Here is a 14714-nt window from a genome sequence, read left to right on the forward strand (position 1 = left end):
GTTGGTAGCCTCGATCTGGCCGGTCCCGAACTCATGCAACGCGCACTCGACGATGACCGCCGCCGTAATCCACCCCTACATCGAGGCCATCGAGCGCGCCGCCAAGCTACTCGCACGGCGCGTGAACCCGAGCTATGGATAACCGCTAGGAAGTCCTGTCGGCGTTCCTGCCAGGGCCGGTGCGTATCCAGACCACTGCGAAGAACACCAACGTCAGCCCCAGCGGGAGGAGTCCGACGAGCCAGCTCAGCGCCAACGGGGGTCCCGGCTGCTTGAGCACATCGACGGCCAGGTCGCCGGTGCCTTCGCCCTGCGGGCCGTCGATCGTGAACCGCAGCGTCCACGTCCCCGACGAGTTGAGCGACTCCACGTCGAGGCCCCACACTTCGCGGTTGCGGGGATGCCGGGACAGTCGATCCGTGTCCTCCCGGCCATCGGGAGCGATCGCCGTGATGGTGCCGGACTTGCCTGCGAGTCCGCCGTCCGGTCCGAACGTGAAATCCAACGACTGCATGGCGCGCAGCGGCCAGACGGTGAACCCGACCGTCACCGGGTACGGGCCCACCTGGACGTGCTCGGTGTGCACGACGTAGTCCAGCGGATCGGAGGCCGCGGCCGGTGCCACGCCGATCGACAGCGCGGCGACGGCGCACAGCATCGCGACCATTGCCCGCAACCTGCTGTGGATGGTCATGCCGATGCCCCGACGGCAGGTGTCGCGTTCGATGCACGCAATGCCTGGCCGACTCGCCACGTCGCTCCGCCGAGCACCCCAGCAAGCAGCCCCCCGGCGACGCACGTCAGCAGGATGCTGCCCGCGTGCCCGCCGCCGTCCTCACCACCCAGGTCGACGCCGCCGGACCCCATGGAGCTGAGCAGCCAGGTGATCGCGATGACACCTGCCGCGCCGGCACCGGCCAGCAGCCAGGCGCTCGCGCCTCTCCACCGCAGCAGGAGTTCGACGACGACGCCGAACACGAAAACGATCGCGGGGATCAGCACCATGTCGATGGGGAAGCCCAACTCGACGAAGTCGCGAAGCGCCAAGTGCTGCAGATCGGCATACCAGCCGACCGCCCAGCTGGCGAACGACCACGTCGCCAGGTTCAGCACCAGTGTGAGCAGGCCGGTGCCGAGGGCGCCGCCGCGCGGCACGACTTGAGATCCGAGCAGCACGCAGACGAGCGGAATGGCCAGCCAGGTCAGGGTGGGCCAGTCGATGGTCGAACTCAGGTCGAGGTCTGCCAGCGCGCCGCTTTGGATCGAGGCGTACTGCCCGAACGCCGCAATCGCGATCATGAACCCCCAACGGCCCCAGCGGTGTTCGCGGGCCGCTGCGAAGACGATCGCAGTGCCGATCATGGTGACGCAGATCGACGTCAGCCAGCCTTGGTGTGGCGGCGACGCGACGGTCACGTCGAATCCGTACAGGCCGTGCCACCACTCGTCGTACAGCCCGTACAGCAGGAACGAGGCCGCGGCGATGCCGGCCACCAGGTAGCCGATCGGCGCGGCGAATACGCCGAGCACCTTGAACGCGCGACCGCCGACACCCGGATCGAGATCCTGGCCTTGGCGCTGTGCGGCGGTGGCCCGTAACACCATTACCAAGCTGGTGACGCCGGCGATCGCGCCGCCGGAGTAGATCAACAGGTGCGGCAGCGTGAAGAAGCTGTCCGGCCCGACGTCAAGGTGCCAGTCGACGTCCCAGGTCAACCCCGACAGCGAGATCAGGGTGCCTGCGAGCATCACGAACGCCGGTAACTTGCCGCGCGAATCAGCACTCGTCATGGCGGTGTGCCTTTCTAGCCGTTGGTGGTGACGCTCAGAACTGCTTCGTGTACTTGGCCGCCGGCGGCGATGCGGACCGTGATGTCCCATTGCCCGGGCATGGACAGATCCACGTCGGCACCGTACCTTCCGTCGCCTGTGGCCACGGCGGCCACAGGTGTTGTGGCATGGCCCATTTGGGGCATCGCGGGTTCGAAGGTGACTGAGTCCGGTGTGGGTGGCCGGCCCCCGTTGCCGGTTATCTCGACGGTGACCGGGCTGATTCCGGCCTTCGGCGACTCGCCGGTCAGCTGCACACGGTAGGTTCCTGCCGTCGCAGTGGCCGCGCTGTTCTCCATCGATTTCGGCCACAGCAACCAGATTCCGGCGCCGACGACGGCGGCGATCACGGTGATGACGACGAGGCGCTGGCGACTCACGGTTGGCGGACCTCGACTTCGGTTGGCGCGGTGAGGATGGCGTAGTCGCGTTCGGTCTGCACCCATACCTTGTAGCGGCCGGGCAGTGCGAACGAGTAGGTGAAATCGATCTCGGGCCCGTACCGGGCAACTGATTCGTCGGGCTGCCCGCCTGCGGCGCCGGGTGCGGGCGGCACCATGGCATGCGCATGCGACCAGACCGGCGCTGTCAGTGCGTGTTTGCCCACATCGGGGCCGTCGGGTAGTGGTCCTACAACCATCATGTGGCCGACCATCCCGAGCCACGGCTGCAGATCGGGGGTGTCCCCGAACCTGGCCCGGATGGTGCTCGGGCTACCCGCTGGCGCGATGGTCGCGGTGATTTCGCCCTGCGCCGGTGGCGCCGCGGTCGGTGGTGCGGCAGGGGATTGCCCGTCGACCGAGCCACGTAGCAGTTGCACCCCGCCACCGCGCCTGGCGATTTCGGCAGCCATCGCGTATGTCCCGCGTTCGGTGGTGTCGAACTTCGCCTCGTACCGTCCCGGCGCGACACGGACAGGATGCACGTGCGACATGGTGCCCGCAGGTGAGACGACGATGAGATGGATCAGCGCGCCGTGGTGGATCAGCAGGTCGTCGGCGGGTCGCCCGGTGGAGGAGTCGGTGAGGTTCAAACGTAGCGTGGACTGGCCGGCGGACACCGCCATGTTGACCGGCGGCCGCGAATAGTCGACCGCAGTCAGTAAATTGGCCGCAACGCGTGCGTAGGGGTCACGGATGTTCGCGAGGGTGGGGTCAAGGTCCTGGCCGGGCTGCGGAGGCGGCGGGGAGTACGCCGACAACGTCGCGCCGGTGACAGCCACCGTCAGCGCGACGATCATGCCGGTCGCCGGGACCAGCGCCATCCAGTTGCGGCGCGCGCGCAACGTCGCTGCCAGCGAGACGATCAGCAGCGCGCCCGCGGTGAAGAAGCCGTAGTCACTGGCTTTCTTCCACGGCGGAATCACCTGCGCGGGAACCAGAAACGGGATCCGCGCCGCAGTGTGGCCGTCGTCGACGATCAGTTCCCACGGCCCGGCCCTGTCGACGTTCAGTGTCGCCGAATAAATGCCGGGCGCGCCGAGCTTCACCTGCCCGCTGCTGGCAGTGGCTCCCGGTGACGACGCGGTGAGTTGCAGTGTGCCTGGGGCGTCGCCGTGATGTGTGACGACGTCGACGTGCAAGGGCCCGAGGACCGGGCCGACTCGCCGGATCGTGACCGTCAATTCGCGACCGCCGAGCGACTGGGCGACGTGCACATCTGCGTCCGATCCGCTGCCGTCGGCCCGCGCCACAGGCACGCCAACCAGTGTCATGACCAGCAGCATGCCGCTCAAAAATGCCAGTGTCAGGGGGGATAGCCCCCTACTTTGTCGCGCGGTGGTTGCGCAGGTCACCACGCCAACCAAGGTCATGACCCCAGCATGCCGCTCAGAAGTGCCAGTGTCGCCGGGAGTAACCCCCATTTTGGTGGGGGATAACCCCCCTTGGTCGCGCAGTGGTTTGGGCAGCTCACCAGGTCAAGACCCAGGTCAGCGTGTCGCCGGAACAGGCCAAGTCCCGTCATGGCGATGCCGACGGACAGCTATGGTCCGGCGATCATCCGGTTGCGCTGATGTTGGTCATGGCTTTCCCCTCTGGCTTGGCGCCGCCATTCGGATTCGTTGCCGCAACTTCACCAGGAGATGTGCGCTACCGATCCCGAGAATCGCTGGTCTGAGATGGCCAAACCACCTGGCAGTTGCAGGGGTCGCACGGGCGGTTCTAGAGCGCCGCGAGGCGCCTGACCCGGTTGTCGAGTGCGTGACGCGACACCAGTAGGTCGCCGGCCATCATCTCGAAGCCGTGCGGACAACCGGGGAAGACGTGCAGTTCCGTCGGCACGCCCGCCGCGAGCAAGCGGCGGGCGTAGTCGATGTCTTCATCGCGGAAGATGTCTAGGTCGCCGACGTCGATGTAGGCCGGTGGCAGACCAGCCAGGTCCTGCCAGTCTCATCGAGTTGGCGAATCGTCTGTACGCGCGCGGACGCGGGGGAGCACGACATCCGCTGGGTCCGCGGCTCCGGCGGGTTGCCCATGCCTGTCTGGTGAGCGACCCGCTCGGCGCACTGGCTCCGACGGGTCGTCGGCCCCTGCTGTCGCGGCTGACGGCCGGCTACAAGACGGGGCTCGACGGATCCCAGGTCCCTGTTGACCTAGCTGCTGGCACCACGCCTGGATGCGTCCAGCGCGCGGGGAGTGCGCAGTACAGTCGACGGCGTCGTTGCGGTTCGCTGCGTGTAGCCGAGGATGGCAGGGGCTTTGTTCGAACAGCACGCGCGGTGGCTTGAGGAACTGCGCGAGTACATCAGTCGGAAGGAGCCGGTCACCTGCCGTGCCGGCTACATCCCGCTGACCGCAATCACGCTGGAGATCACGGCCGCAGGCGCCGACCCCCGCCCACACGACGGCGTATACATCCACAGCTGGACCTCGATGGCCGCCGACTTGGCCACGACGGACGCTTTGGCACTTCATGTGCGCGGGCACTGCAGACCGATCGCTTTCACGGCTCGGGGACGATCTGAACAGTGCCCCCAGGCTCTGTCGGCGCAGTACCGGATCTTGGGAGGTGAGTAAGTGACCGTTGCGCCATATGAATGCTTAGTCCTCGATGTCGACTGTCGCCGAAAGACTTTCGGCGATCTCATCGACAAGGAGACGCCCAGGTCCCTCATACAGCGAGGACGCTCCTGGCCCGAACAGCTTCCAATGCCCACGACTCGTCGGGTACCGTTCGGCGCCGAAGACCACGATGACTTCGACCGGCTCGCGCCCGGCAAGCTCAGACCGGCGCGAGTGCCAGATGAGCCCGTGCAGCCCGCGGGCACCGCACCGCTGCCCGAGCGCGGTGATCGCTTGCCGACGCGTGCACGGGTAGTGCTCGGAGGTAGTGCTGACCAGGGCCTCCCGCGATACGCCGAGCCTCGCCAGTTCGGGATCGCGCACATCGCCCAGCCGCGCGGCCACCGGGGTGCGGACATGGGCGAGCAGCATGCCCCGCAGATCGCGTTCGTAGACGATCCGGGCGCTGCTCTGGTGAACGTCGTGGAAGACGGTTTCGAGAAGCGCAGCCGCGGGGGTCGCCGCCAAATACATGCTGGGGAGGCGATCACCGGTCTCGGGGTCGTCGATGGGGGAGAAGCGGGCGTCGCCATATCCAGGGTTGAACTCGTCGTAGCCCCAGGTTGCGCTGTAGACGCGGTACCACGGGGTGTCCGCCGCGATGGTCGTCGTCCGCAACGCCGGCAGCACGTCAATGACGGGGCAGCCCTGCGGGTCGGGGCAGGCGAGGTCCGGCGGGGGGTAGGTTTCGGGCATCTACGCGGCCGGCGCGGCGGTGAACCGCTCGGCGGCGCGCAGCACCCGGTGCGGCGCGGTGCGGGCGAGGCGCTCGGGCACCTCGCCAGAGAGAAGGCTCGTCGCCGAGGTCAGCCACGTCCACAGCGCCCATCCCTGCACACCGCCGGAGATCAGCGCCCGCAGAACGCGTTGCAGCTCCGGTCGGGGCTCCCCCTGTTCGTCGAGTTGGAACGCGGGGATCAAGGTGCGTCCGTTGTGGTTGACGGTGAATACGTCGCCCGCATCGCGGCGGCGCGACACCCAGGTCCGGGTGCTGGATTCGCGGGCGTCACCCCGCAGCTCCTTTAGCGTCTCGTACGTCAGGACGGGGGTGGCCAGCAGGGCGTCGCGGTGGGTGGCCAGTCGGCGCGCCTGAGCCACCGACGAGGGCGGAGTTAACGGAACGTGCGAGAGCATCAGGGTGTTGAGGAGGTCGCCGCGAACCGCGTCGGCACGCTCGGCCTGCACGGCGTGAACCTTAGCGAGCAAATCGAGCGCTTCGGCGACCTGGGCTCGGCTCACGCCCCGGACCTCGACCAGGCCGGGGCGTTCGGCAATTTCGTAATGCAACGACGGCTCGGCGGTCATGTAGCAATCGTAGCGCGGTATGCTGTCATGATACATACGCTACGTTGGAATCAGTCCCCGCTGAACTTGACGACCGGGGCGGACTCGAACACCACATTGCCCCCGAAGTCGACGACCACCACCGACCGTCATAGTTGCGTTTGCCCGGCCAGCTATAGGATTGCCGGATCGGCTGAGCGGTCTCCACAGCTACCCGCCGAGCGAAGCATCCACCGGCCAGCTCTCAACGCCAGCGCCCGGCAGTCTGACCAGGACCGCAGCGGTCTCGGTCATGTTCGTGGGCAGCTGGCCAGCCAACGCCGCTTCGAGGCCGAACCCTAGCGCCGCGCGAATCATGTTGGACCCCGACCACAGAAACGACGGCGCCCGCCGGGTGTGCGAATACGCGGGGTGTGTCTTTCTCGGCGAGCACGACATGGCCAACCGGCGGATGGCGCTCTACGCGTTGGCGCGCACCGCTGACGACGACTCCAAGCCGGTCGGCGCGTAGCCGTCGCACCGGCGGCCCATCCAGCGGCCATCGCGGACAGGACATGCCATACGCCGTGGTACTGCCAGAGACTGTCTGGCCGGCACATCGGTGAGCCGGAACGTCCCGCGACGTAGGCGATCAGGCCCACCGCGAACAACCCGGCCGCCGGCGCCCAGACCGAACGCCACTGCCGACCCCGGCTGCGGGCGAGAAGAGCGACATAAACGACGCCCGCCGCGATGATCGGCAGGTCGTGCGCCGGCTTGGCCCACGACGGCGCAGGCCCGTGGTAGGCGAAGCTGCCGATCCCGATGGCCACGAGCACCACGGCGGCGCCCCATGCGAGCGGGGACCTGCCCCACACCGCCCAGCAGAGCACGACCAACCCCGCGGCGACGTAGGCCAGACTGGTGACGGCCAGGACGGGCTGCGCCAGCGCTTCATCGACGATGCGCTCGCAGTCCGACTGGCCGAAACCTGGGGGAGCGGTAAGGAACCGCATGGTCGATCACCGTAGCGTGGGTGGCATCGCAGCTTGGGCGGTTGGTGGTGTGAGCACATTGTCGTGGAGGTGGGCCTGGCCAACCCTTGGGGCGGCGTTCGTCGCGGGCGCACTGCCGGCGCTGTCGTTCCCCGCTCTCTCGTGGTGGTGGCTGGCCTGGGTCAGCATCGCCCCGCTCCTGACGGTGGTGCGCACGGCACCGCGCGCCGGGGCCGCCGCCCTGAGGGCGTGGTGCGGGATGGCGGGCTACATCCTCGCCACCCAGTATTGGCTGCTGCCCAGTGCCGGACCGCTGGTGATCGTGCTGGCCATCGGACTGGGCGCACTGTGGGTGCCGTGGGGTGTGGCCGCGTACCTGCTTCTGGGCGAACCGGTCACGGTCCGCAGGACCTTCGCCGCCATCGCGGTGTTGCCGAGTGCGTGGATCCTGGCCGAAGCGGTGCGCTCCCTGCCCGGTCTGGGCGGTCCGTGGGCAGCGCTGGGAGCGACGCAGTGGAACGAACCGGCCACCCTGGCCTCTGCCTCCCTCGGCGGCGTGTGGCTGACCAGCTTGTTAATCGTCGCCACGAACACCGCGATCGTGGGGGCCCTCCTGCATCGGCATGTCGCTGTCCGCGTCGCTGCGGCCGCCGTGGCGCTGGTATGCGCGGCGCTCGGCCCGGTTTGGTTCTGGCTCGGACCGGTGCCGCCGGCCGGGCAGTCTGTCCGGGTGGCGCTCGTGCAGCCGGGCGATATCGACGACGCCGGGGCCCGTCAGGCGGCCAGCGAAGCGCTGACTCGCAACCTGCGAGGCCAGCGCCTCGATCTGGTCGTCTGGGGTGAAAGCAGCGTCGGAGTGGACATTACGGGCCGGCCGGAGGAAATGAGGCGCCTGGTGGACTTGTCGCGACAGGTCGGTGCGGACCTGCTGGTCAACGTCGACGCGCGCGATCGCACAGGCGCCATCCGCAAGTCGTCGGTCCTAATCGGACCCGACGGGCCGCGCGGTACGTATTCCAAGATGCGGCTGGTGCCGTTCGGCGAGTACGTGCCGCTGCGGCCGGTGTTGGGCTGGGCCACCCGGCACACGAAGGCCGCAGCGGAGGACCGGCAGCGCGGCCGCGGACTCGAAGTGCTCCATACCGGTCGGGGTATGGCCATCGGGCCGCTGATCAGCTTCGAGACCACGTTCTCCGATCTCCCACGCGAGCTGGTCCGGCGCGGCGCCCAGCTGGTGGTGTTCCAGAGCTCCACCTCGACGTATCAGGGGAGTTGGGCGCAGCCGCAGTTGGCCAGCACGGTCGCGGTACACGCCGCCGAGGTGGGCCACCCGGCGGTGCACACCGGGTTGTCCGGCGTCAGCTCCGCTTTCGACGCCCGTGGTCGGCGACTCGGCTGGTATGACGCCACGGACAGAGGAGTGATCGTGGTCGACGTTCCGCTCGGATCCCACGCCACCGAGTTCCAGCGGTTCGGGAATTGGGTACTGGCGACGGCGTTTTCAGTCCTCGTCTGCGCTGCCGCAGTAGCGGCCCTGCGGTATCGGTCAGCTCGTCGTGTGACACGCCGGACAGGGCGAGGTGCTGGGAGGTGAACCAGGGGCATCATGTGTCGCTGATGACCCCTTCGACCTCGGCGGACAGCGCGAATCGGCGATCCGCCGATGACCTGTCGGCCGAAAAGCTGGCCCGGCTGATCGCCATACTGGTCGACGGGCGCACCTATCTCACGCGCTTGTGGTCCGCCGACGGGCGTGACCGGGCAGCAGACGATCCGCGCGTAGTCAACTGGTAACCCGCCATATTCGATTCGGTCGTATTCCTCTTGGATCGAGCGGCGACCTAAGTGCGCCGGGCAAGACTAAAGCACACGATCCCGTGTGGCCACGTGGTTATATCGGTGATCCGAGACGGTCCGATTTGCGTATTTCTATCTTGTTGGGGTTTGCGAAGTTTTCGCAGGTAGCGCCGACGTGGAACCAGTGAATGGTGGGACTGAGCACCTGGTCGCCGCGGTCAAGCACGCTGCGTAGAGCGGAGGTGCAGCCCAGGGAAACATGGTCACGAGACCGTTCGGCGCGTTGCCGCCCCTGTCGAGCACCCGTCGTACCAGGGACATGGCCAGTCCACCTCCGGCGGATTCTCCGATGATGACCGTAGGCCGGTCGCGCGCTACTTCCGAGTAGACCGCCCACACATCATCGAGTGCCGCGGGGAAGGGATGCTCCGGCACAAGTCGGTAATCGACACTCACCAGTTCCGCACCGTTGGAGCGGACCAGCGCGCTGTGGGCGCGGGCCGCCAGCGAACTACCGGCGACGAACGCCCCGCCGGGGCGGCCTCCGAGACGCGGCCAAAAGGCACAATCGGCCTGCAATGCCCCTGCAGACGAGTATCCAACGCCATACTGCGTTAGCGGCATTGAGGCGATGACGGCGCGCCAAACCGGATGGCCCACCCTAGGGAAACCGCGTCCGCAACGACCTTCGGAACCCATGTGCACGGTATGAACTCGAGAACAAGGACATTGTCAATGGATGGTCATTCCACCCCGGTTCGAACCGACGACGTGTACGCGGCTCTGCCGAGGGCTTTGGAACTGGCGACCGATTACCTGGAGGGTCTGCCACACCGGCTCGTCGATGCGAGTACGAGCTACGACGAGGTCGTCGACGCACTCAGCGGGCCGTTGCCCGACCAAGGTACGAACTCGGTCGCGGTAGTCGAGCGGTTGGCCGCCACTCTCGGTCCGGCAACCATTGCGTGCGCCGGCCCTCGCTACTTCGGCCTCGTCGTCGGGGGATCGCTACCCGCGGCGCTGGCTGCCGACTGGCTGGTATCGACCTGGGACCAGACCGCGTACAGCCGGATGTCGTCGCCGGCCGGCGCTGCGATCGATGCCGTCACCGAGCGCTGGGTTCTCGAAGCTCTCGGGCTGCCCACACGCGCGGCCGTCGGGTTCGTCACAGGAGCCACGGCGGGAAACGTCGTCGGGTTGCTCTCCGCACGGCACGTTCTGTTAGCGCGGAGAGGCTGGGACGTCGAGGCCGACGGGCTCGCCCAGGCACCCCGAATTCGCGTACTCGTGGGCGACGAGGTCCATCCCTCCGTACTGCAGGCGTTGCAGATGATCGGTTTGGGATCGCGCAACGTCGAGCGCGTGGCGGTCGACCCACAAGGAGCGATGAGAGCCGACGCGCTCGCCGACGCGCTCGCCGCCGACTCCGACCCCGCCATCGTGTGCGCGCAGGTCGGCAACGTGAACTCCGGAGCGTGCGACCCGATGTCAGAGATCGTCGCGGCGACCCACGAGCACGGCGGCTGGGTTCACGTCGACGGCGCATTCGGGCTATGGGCCTGCGCATCGCCGCGACTGTCGGCACTTGTTCGAGGTGTCGAGCTGGCCGATTCCTGGTCGACCGACGCACACAAGTGGCTCAACGTCCCCTACGACTGCGGCCTGGCCATCGTTGCCGATCCCCAAGCTGCCCGCTCAGCACTAGGTGCCAACACGAGTTATCTGCCCATGAGCGCGGAGCGCGAACCCGGCGTCCTCGTGCCCGAGATGTCCCGGCGTGCACGCGCGGTACCCGTCTACGCAGCGTTCGCATCGCTGGGCAGGCAGGGGTTGCGACAACTGATCGAACGCTGCTGCGAGCATGCCCGCCGACTGGCCGAGATGATGCAAGCCACGGACGGCTTTACCGTATGCAACGACGTGGTACTCAACCAGGTCCTGATCCGTGCCGACGAAAGCAATGAGCGCACCTGGCGTGTAGCAGAATTGGTGCGACGCAGCGGAGAGGCGTGGGTCGCGGGAACCGAATGGCACGGTCGATCGGCGATACGCGTGTCCTTCTCCAACTGGACGACAGCAGACGACGACGTCGACCGTCTCGCCGAAGCGCTGCGGCAATCGCTGGCGGCGGCGCGTGGGGCTCAATAGGAGCAAGGACGAAGATCGCGGCTTGAGGGGGAGTGCACGTCCGTGAAATCAAGAGCCGTCGACAAGCGAACGCGAGCAGTAGGTTCCTGTCGATCCGGAAGTTCATCTCTGGGCTCGAGCTGCCATTCGCGAAACACTCGCGCCTCAGCGGTGGGTGGCTTCGAGGTGTTAGAGGTCCGACAAATCAGCACGCGATATCTGTGCCAAGACGAGCGCATCGATGGCCAGTCGACATCAGTCCATCGTGAAACGAACGTTGATAGGCGTGTGTCGCGACAACCACACCGGAAGGAGGTGGTGCGAGCCTGGCCCAATCCGTTAAACCTGTTGTTGTCGAGGCGCTTTGGACAACTCGACCTAACGCGGCGGGTGGGGGCCGCTCAAAGCGGCCCTGATTCATCCAATGAAAACGGCGACGTTTACTTGACATAATGTGGCTTATCGGCGAAACGATATATGCAGCCATTCTGGCGGCAGGCAGCTTGCATGACCCGGCTGTCCGATCCTGACCTAGTTGAGAGCAATCCGCGAAACCTGGGTGCTGCTGTCCGGGTTCTCGCCCATGTTCCAGAACCACCTGACAGCGCCACCCACCCATATCTCCGCCCATGCACCCGCGCCCATTCGGCCGGCGAACACCCTTGGCGCCGGGCCTGAATCTGCGACTACCTGACAGCGCCAGACTGGCACAATTGACGGCCCAGAACTACCGGACACCGACGGACGCTCGCGACCTCAAAGCCCTGCGCTCCGAGCCTATTTCGTCACCGTGACGTTACCGCCGTGGTGGAGCGTCTCCCGTTCGTCCAGCCCACAGCCGTGCAGATGGCAATAATGTGGGTACGTTGTTAGTCATCGCTCGTCTGCCAGGCTGATGGTGTGCCACACGAGCCAAGATGACGATCCCCCACATCGCCGCGGCCACTCGACAGGCCGCAACCCTTGGCGCCGAGGCTCGGCCGGCGAACCCATGGCGCAGCTCCTGAATCTGTGACTACCCGACAGTGCCCGACCGGGACGACTGACGGTCCAGAACTACCTGGAACCGGCGGACACTCGCGACCTAAAACCCTGCGCCGCCAGCCCAATTCGTCACTGTGACGTTAACACGGTGGTGCAGCGCCTCCGCAGACGGCAATCCCGAACGACTCACTCCAGCTGACATAACTCGCGTTCGATGCGTGCAGCGCTCGCGGCATTTGCCGCCGATCACGAAGCTGCCTCGATCCGGCGCTGCTGGTCCACATGGAATGTGTTGTGCACCTTTCTCTATACAAACCAACTATTGGCGGCCAATCCCCCATGCAGCTCGTTGGGCGCCCGAAGTTGAAGAAGCCGCTCCCGAAGGCGCTCCCCCGGACCGCTGTGGAAGCGCTACTATCCGCTGTCACGCAGGAATCCGACGCTCGCAGAACAGACTGGAAAGAAAGGGATCTCGCCCTTATTCTTACTGCACTTCTTGCTGGACTGCGGGCGGAAGAACTCTGCGTGGTCAACGTTGGAAATGTGCGGACGCTCGATGACGGCTCTGCAGTAATCAACGTGGAAGACAAAGGCCGCAAAGAACGCCACGTTCCTATTGAGGTTCGCTTTGGTGGCGGCGATCGGTACATATAGGGACAGTCGCGCCGCCCGGTTCCCTCAGAATCAGGATGGCCGGATACTGCACCGCTCTTCGTAGGTCGCGATGGTGAACGATAACGCGTGGCAGGCTGCAATCTCGCATCCAACGCGCGTTCAAGCATGCAGCTCCAGATGCACTTCCGGTACCCGGCGCATTGGTGCACGGTTTTCGCCACACCTATGCCACTGAGCTCGCGACGTCGAATGTCAGCGTGTATACGCTCATGAAGCTCCTTGGCCATGAGTCGATGACGACATCGCAGCGCTACGTAACGGCCCATGGCGCCGAAACCCCCAGTGCTGCAACAAAACGAGCTGCCGACTGCTTTCCGATCAGGGGTGATAAAGATGCGACCAGCCGAACGCCGATACCCATCGGATTGGCTACGGCTTGTCGGACATACCGTTGAATATGTCCGGGACAGCACCCAGCCCGGTCCAGCGTGTCAGGTGTTTACAGCAGATCTGGGGCACAGCCGAGACCTCGCGAACTCATTCTGGCGGAGGAGGTACTTTCCTATCTTCGGCCAGGACAAACTCCGGCAGAGCAGAGACGTGTCAGCTGGCGACGACGTAGACCACCGACGCCAGTGCGAAGGACAGGAAGCCGATGGCCGTGGCGATGACCGTCCATGTCTTCAGTGTGGTCACCGTATCGAAGCCGCAGAAGCGCCCGATCAGCCAGAAGCCGGAGTCGTTGACGTGTGAGAACGTGATCGAGCCGGCGCAGATGGCGACCACGACGGCCGCCAGCGCGATCGCACCGAGGTTCATCGACGTCACGGCGGGGGCCATGATCGCGCCGGCGGTCGTCGCCGCGACGGTGGCCGAGCCCTGCGCAACCCGGAACGCGATCGCGATCAGGAAGCCGGCGACGATGACCGGCAGACCGAAAGCTTCCAGGCCGTCGGCCAGGGTCTGGCCGATCCCGGTCTCGGTGAGCACCCGGCCGAAAGCGCCACCCGCCCCGGTGATCAGAATGATCGAGCAGACCGGCGCCAGCGCATCGTCGACGAGATTTTCCAACAGCCCGCCGATCGGCTCGCCGCGCCGCCGTCGTGGCCGCAGGTACAACAACACCATGGCCAGCAAGACGCTGATCAGCAACGCCATCGAAGTGGTCCCGATGAGGCGGGAAAGCTGATACCCAAGGTTGTCTTCGGTCACAGCGCCATCGGCTTCGAGCGTCGAGAACACCGTATTGAAGAAGATCAGCAGCAACGGCAGCAGTAAGACGAGGATGACGGTCCAGAAGCCGGGGCGCTCGTTTTCGGGGTAGTCCTTCGGTTCACCGAGCAGGGTCGGCACCGGCATGTTCGGGTAGCGCTTCGCGATGATCAGGCTGAGCCGGTAACCGGCGAGGTACCAGGTCGGCAGGCCGACGAGAAGCGCGACGATGACCACCATGCCGACGTCGGCGCCCATCACCGTCGCCGCGGCCGTGGGACCCGGGTGGGGCGGAGTCAGTGCGTGCATCATCAGGAACGCGCCGATGGACGGCAGCACGTACAGCATGAACGATCCGCCCAGGCGCCGAGCGACGGTGTAGATGATGGGCAACATGACGATGAAGCCGGCGTCGAGGAAGATCGGGAACGCGTAGAACAGCGAAGCCACGGCGAGGGCTAGCGGCGCCCTCTTCTCCCCGAACCTCTCCAACATCCGGTCAGCCAATGTTTGTGCGCCGCCGGTCATCTCGACGATACGTCCGAGTACGGCGCCGAAGCCGACGAGTAACGCGACCGTCCCGACGGTGTTACTGAAGCCGGCAATGACCACGCTGACGACGTCACCCATGCTGATGCCGGCGGCGAGTCCGGTCAGCACGCTGACCACGATCAGCGAGAAGAAGGCGTGGAGCCTGATCTTGATGATCAGGAACAGCAGCACCGCGATGGCGACGACGGCGATCACGATGAGCAGGGCGGCGGGCCGCTCCGCGAGAACTACTTCATCCATGGGTTTCCCTTCGGGGATGGCACACGCGGGAGGCGGT

13 protein-coding genes and 1 pseudogene are annotated in these 14714 nt (G+C 66.2%); 5 read left to right on the forward strand and 9 right to left on the reverse strand.

Going from position 1 to position 14714, the window contains the following annotated elements; translation table 11 throughout:
• Positions 1-145 precede the first annotated feature (145 nt).
• From C6A87_RS15485 to C6A87_RS15515, 7 genes are all read right to left on the reverse strand, one after another.
• Entirely contained in the window at positions 146-694 is a 549-nt protein-coding gene (locus tag C6A87_RS15485; protein ID WP_311113094.1) for a hypothetical protein, read from the reverse strand.
• Positions 691-1791: a hypothetical protein gene (locus C6A87_RS15490; protein ID WP_311113095.1), complete on the reverse strand. Its 1101-nt coding sequence runs from the start codon at positions 1789-1791 to the stop codon at positions 691-693. The genes C6A87_RS15485 and C6A87_RS15490 overlap by 4 nt, the downstream gene beginning before the upstream one ends.
• A gap of 14 nt (positions 1792-1805) precedes the next feature.
• On the reverse strand, positions 1806-2210 hold the full coding sequence (locus C6A87_RS15495) for a FixH family protein (RefSeq protein WP_311113096.1): 405 nt from the start codon (positions 2208-2210) through the stop codon (positions 1806-1808).
• A complete protein-coding gene (locus tag C6A87_RS15500; RefSeq protein ID WP_311113097.1) occupies positions 2207-3544 on the reverse strand; it encodes a hypothetical protein in 1338 nt (445 codons plus the stop codon). Before C6A87_RS15500 ends, C6A87_RS15495 begins: the two co-directional genes overlap by 4 nt.
• Positions 3545-3992: 448 nt before the next feature.
• Positions 3993-4208, reverse strand: coding sequence for an alpha/beta hydrolase fold domain-containing protein (locus tag C6A87_RS15505; RefSeq protein WP_311117952.1), 216 nt, complete (start codon positions 4206-4208; stop codon positions 3993-3995).
• Positions 4209-4871: 663 nt separating this feature from the next.
• The gene (locus tag C6A87_RS15510; RefSeq protein ID WP_311113098.1) at positions 4872-5588 is read right to left on the reverse strand and encodes an RES domain-containing protein; all 717 of its coding nucleotides are present in this window, start codon (positions 5586-5588) and stop codon (positions 4872-4874) included.
• The gene (locus tag C6A87_RS15515; protein WP_311113099.1) at positions 5589-6197 is read right to left on the reverse strand and encodes a hypothetical protein; all 609 of its coding nucleotides are present in this window, start codon (positions 6195-6197) and stop codon (positions 5589-5591) included. It abuts the gene before it with no gap.
• A gap of 313 nt (positions 6198-6510) precedes the next feature.
• Between C6A87_RS15515 and C6A87_RS15520 the strand changes: the two are divergent.
• The 3 genes and pseudogenes from C6A87_RS15520 to C6A87_RS15530 all read left to right on the forward strand — a co-directional run.
• Positions 6511-6687, forward strand: a pseudogene (locus C6A87_RS15520) (acetyltransferase); the annotation flags it as partial.
• Between the two features lie 533 nt (positions 6688-7220).
• Complete coding sequence (gene lnt / locus C6A87_RS15525; protein ID WP_311113100.1) at positions 7221-8744, forward strand: apolipoprotein N-acyltransferase; 1524 nt, start codon at positions 7221-7223, stop codon at positions 8742-8744.
• Complete coding sequence (locus C6A87_RS15530) at positions 8741-8944, forward strand: hypothetical protein (protein ID WP_311113101.1); 204 nt, start codon at positions 8741-8743, stop codon at positions 8942-8944. The genes lnt and C6A87_RS15530 overlap by 4 nt, the downstream gene beginning before the upstream one ends.
• Before the next feature lie 135 nt (positions 8945-9079).
• On the opposite strand, the gene C6A87_RS29200 is transcribed toward C6A87_RS15530, so the two are convergent.
• Complete coding sequence (locus C6A87_RS29200; protein WP_396836877.1) at positions 9080-9646, reverse strand: alpha/beta hydrolase fold domain-containing protein; 567 nt, start codon at positions 9644-9646, stop codon at positions 9080-9082.
• Between the two features lie 96 nt (positions 9647-9742).
• Between C6A87_RS29200 and C6A87_RS15535 the strand changes: the two genes are divergently transcribed.
• The gene (locus C6A87_RS15535; RefSeq protein WP_311113102.1) at positions 9743-11095 is read left to right on the forward strand and encodes an aminotransferase class V-fold PLP-dependent enzyme; all 1353 of its coding nucleotides are present in this window, start codon (positions 9743-9745) and stop codon (positions 11093-11095) included.
• Positions 11096-12876: 1781 nt separating this feature from the next.
• Entirely contained in the window at positions 12877-13128 is a 252-nt protein-coding gene (locus C6A87_RS15540) for a tyrosine-type recombinase/integrase (RefSeq protein WP_396836878.1), read from the forward strand.
• A 148-nt stretch (positions 13129-13276) separates the two neighbouring features.
• On the opposite strand, the gene C6A87_RS15545 is transcribed toward C6A87_RS15540, so the two are convergent.
• On the reverse strand, positions 13277-14677 hold the full coding sequence (locus C6A87_RS15545) for a GntP family permease (protein ID WP_311113103.1): 1401 nt from the start codon (positions 14675-14677) through the stop codon (positions 13277-13279).
• Positions 14678-14714 lie beyond the last annotated feature (37 nt).

This window comes from Mycobacterium sp. ITM-2016-00317, assembly GCF_002968295.1.
Lineage (GTDB): Bacteria > Actinomycetota > Actinomycetes > Mycobacteriales > Mycobacteriaceae > Mycobacterium.

Coding starts and splice junctions, on each gene's coding strand:
- C6A87_RS15485 (WP_311113094.1), bottom strand. CDS start 694: ATGACCATCCACAGCAGGTTGCGGGCAATGGTCGCGATGCTGTGCGCC.
- C6A87_RS15490 (WP_311113095.1), bottom strand. CDS start 1,791: ATGACGAGTGCTGATTCGCGCGGCAAGTTACCGGCGTTCGTGATGCTC.
- C6A87_RS15500 (WP_311113097.1), bottom strand. CDS start 3,544: ATGACACTGGTTGGCGTGCCTGTGGCGCGGGCCGACGGCAGCGGATCG.
- C6A87_RS15510 (WP_311113098.1), bottom strand. CDS start 5,588: ATGCCCGAAACCTACCCCCCGCCGGACCTCGCCTGCCCCGACCCGCAG.
- C6A87_RS15515 (WP_311113099.1), bottom strand. CDS start 6,197: ATGACCGCCGAGCCGTCGTTGCATTACGAAATTGCCGAACGCCCCGGC.
- C6A87_RS29200 (WP_396836877.1), bottom strand. CDS start 9,646: ATGGGTTCCGAAGGTCGTTGCGGACGCGGTTTCCCTAGGGTGGGCCAT.
- C6A87_RS15545 (WP_311113103.1), bottom strand. CDS start 14,677: ATGGATGAAGTAGTTCTCGCGGAGCGGCCCGCCGCCCTGCTCATCGTG.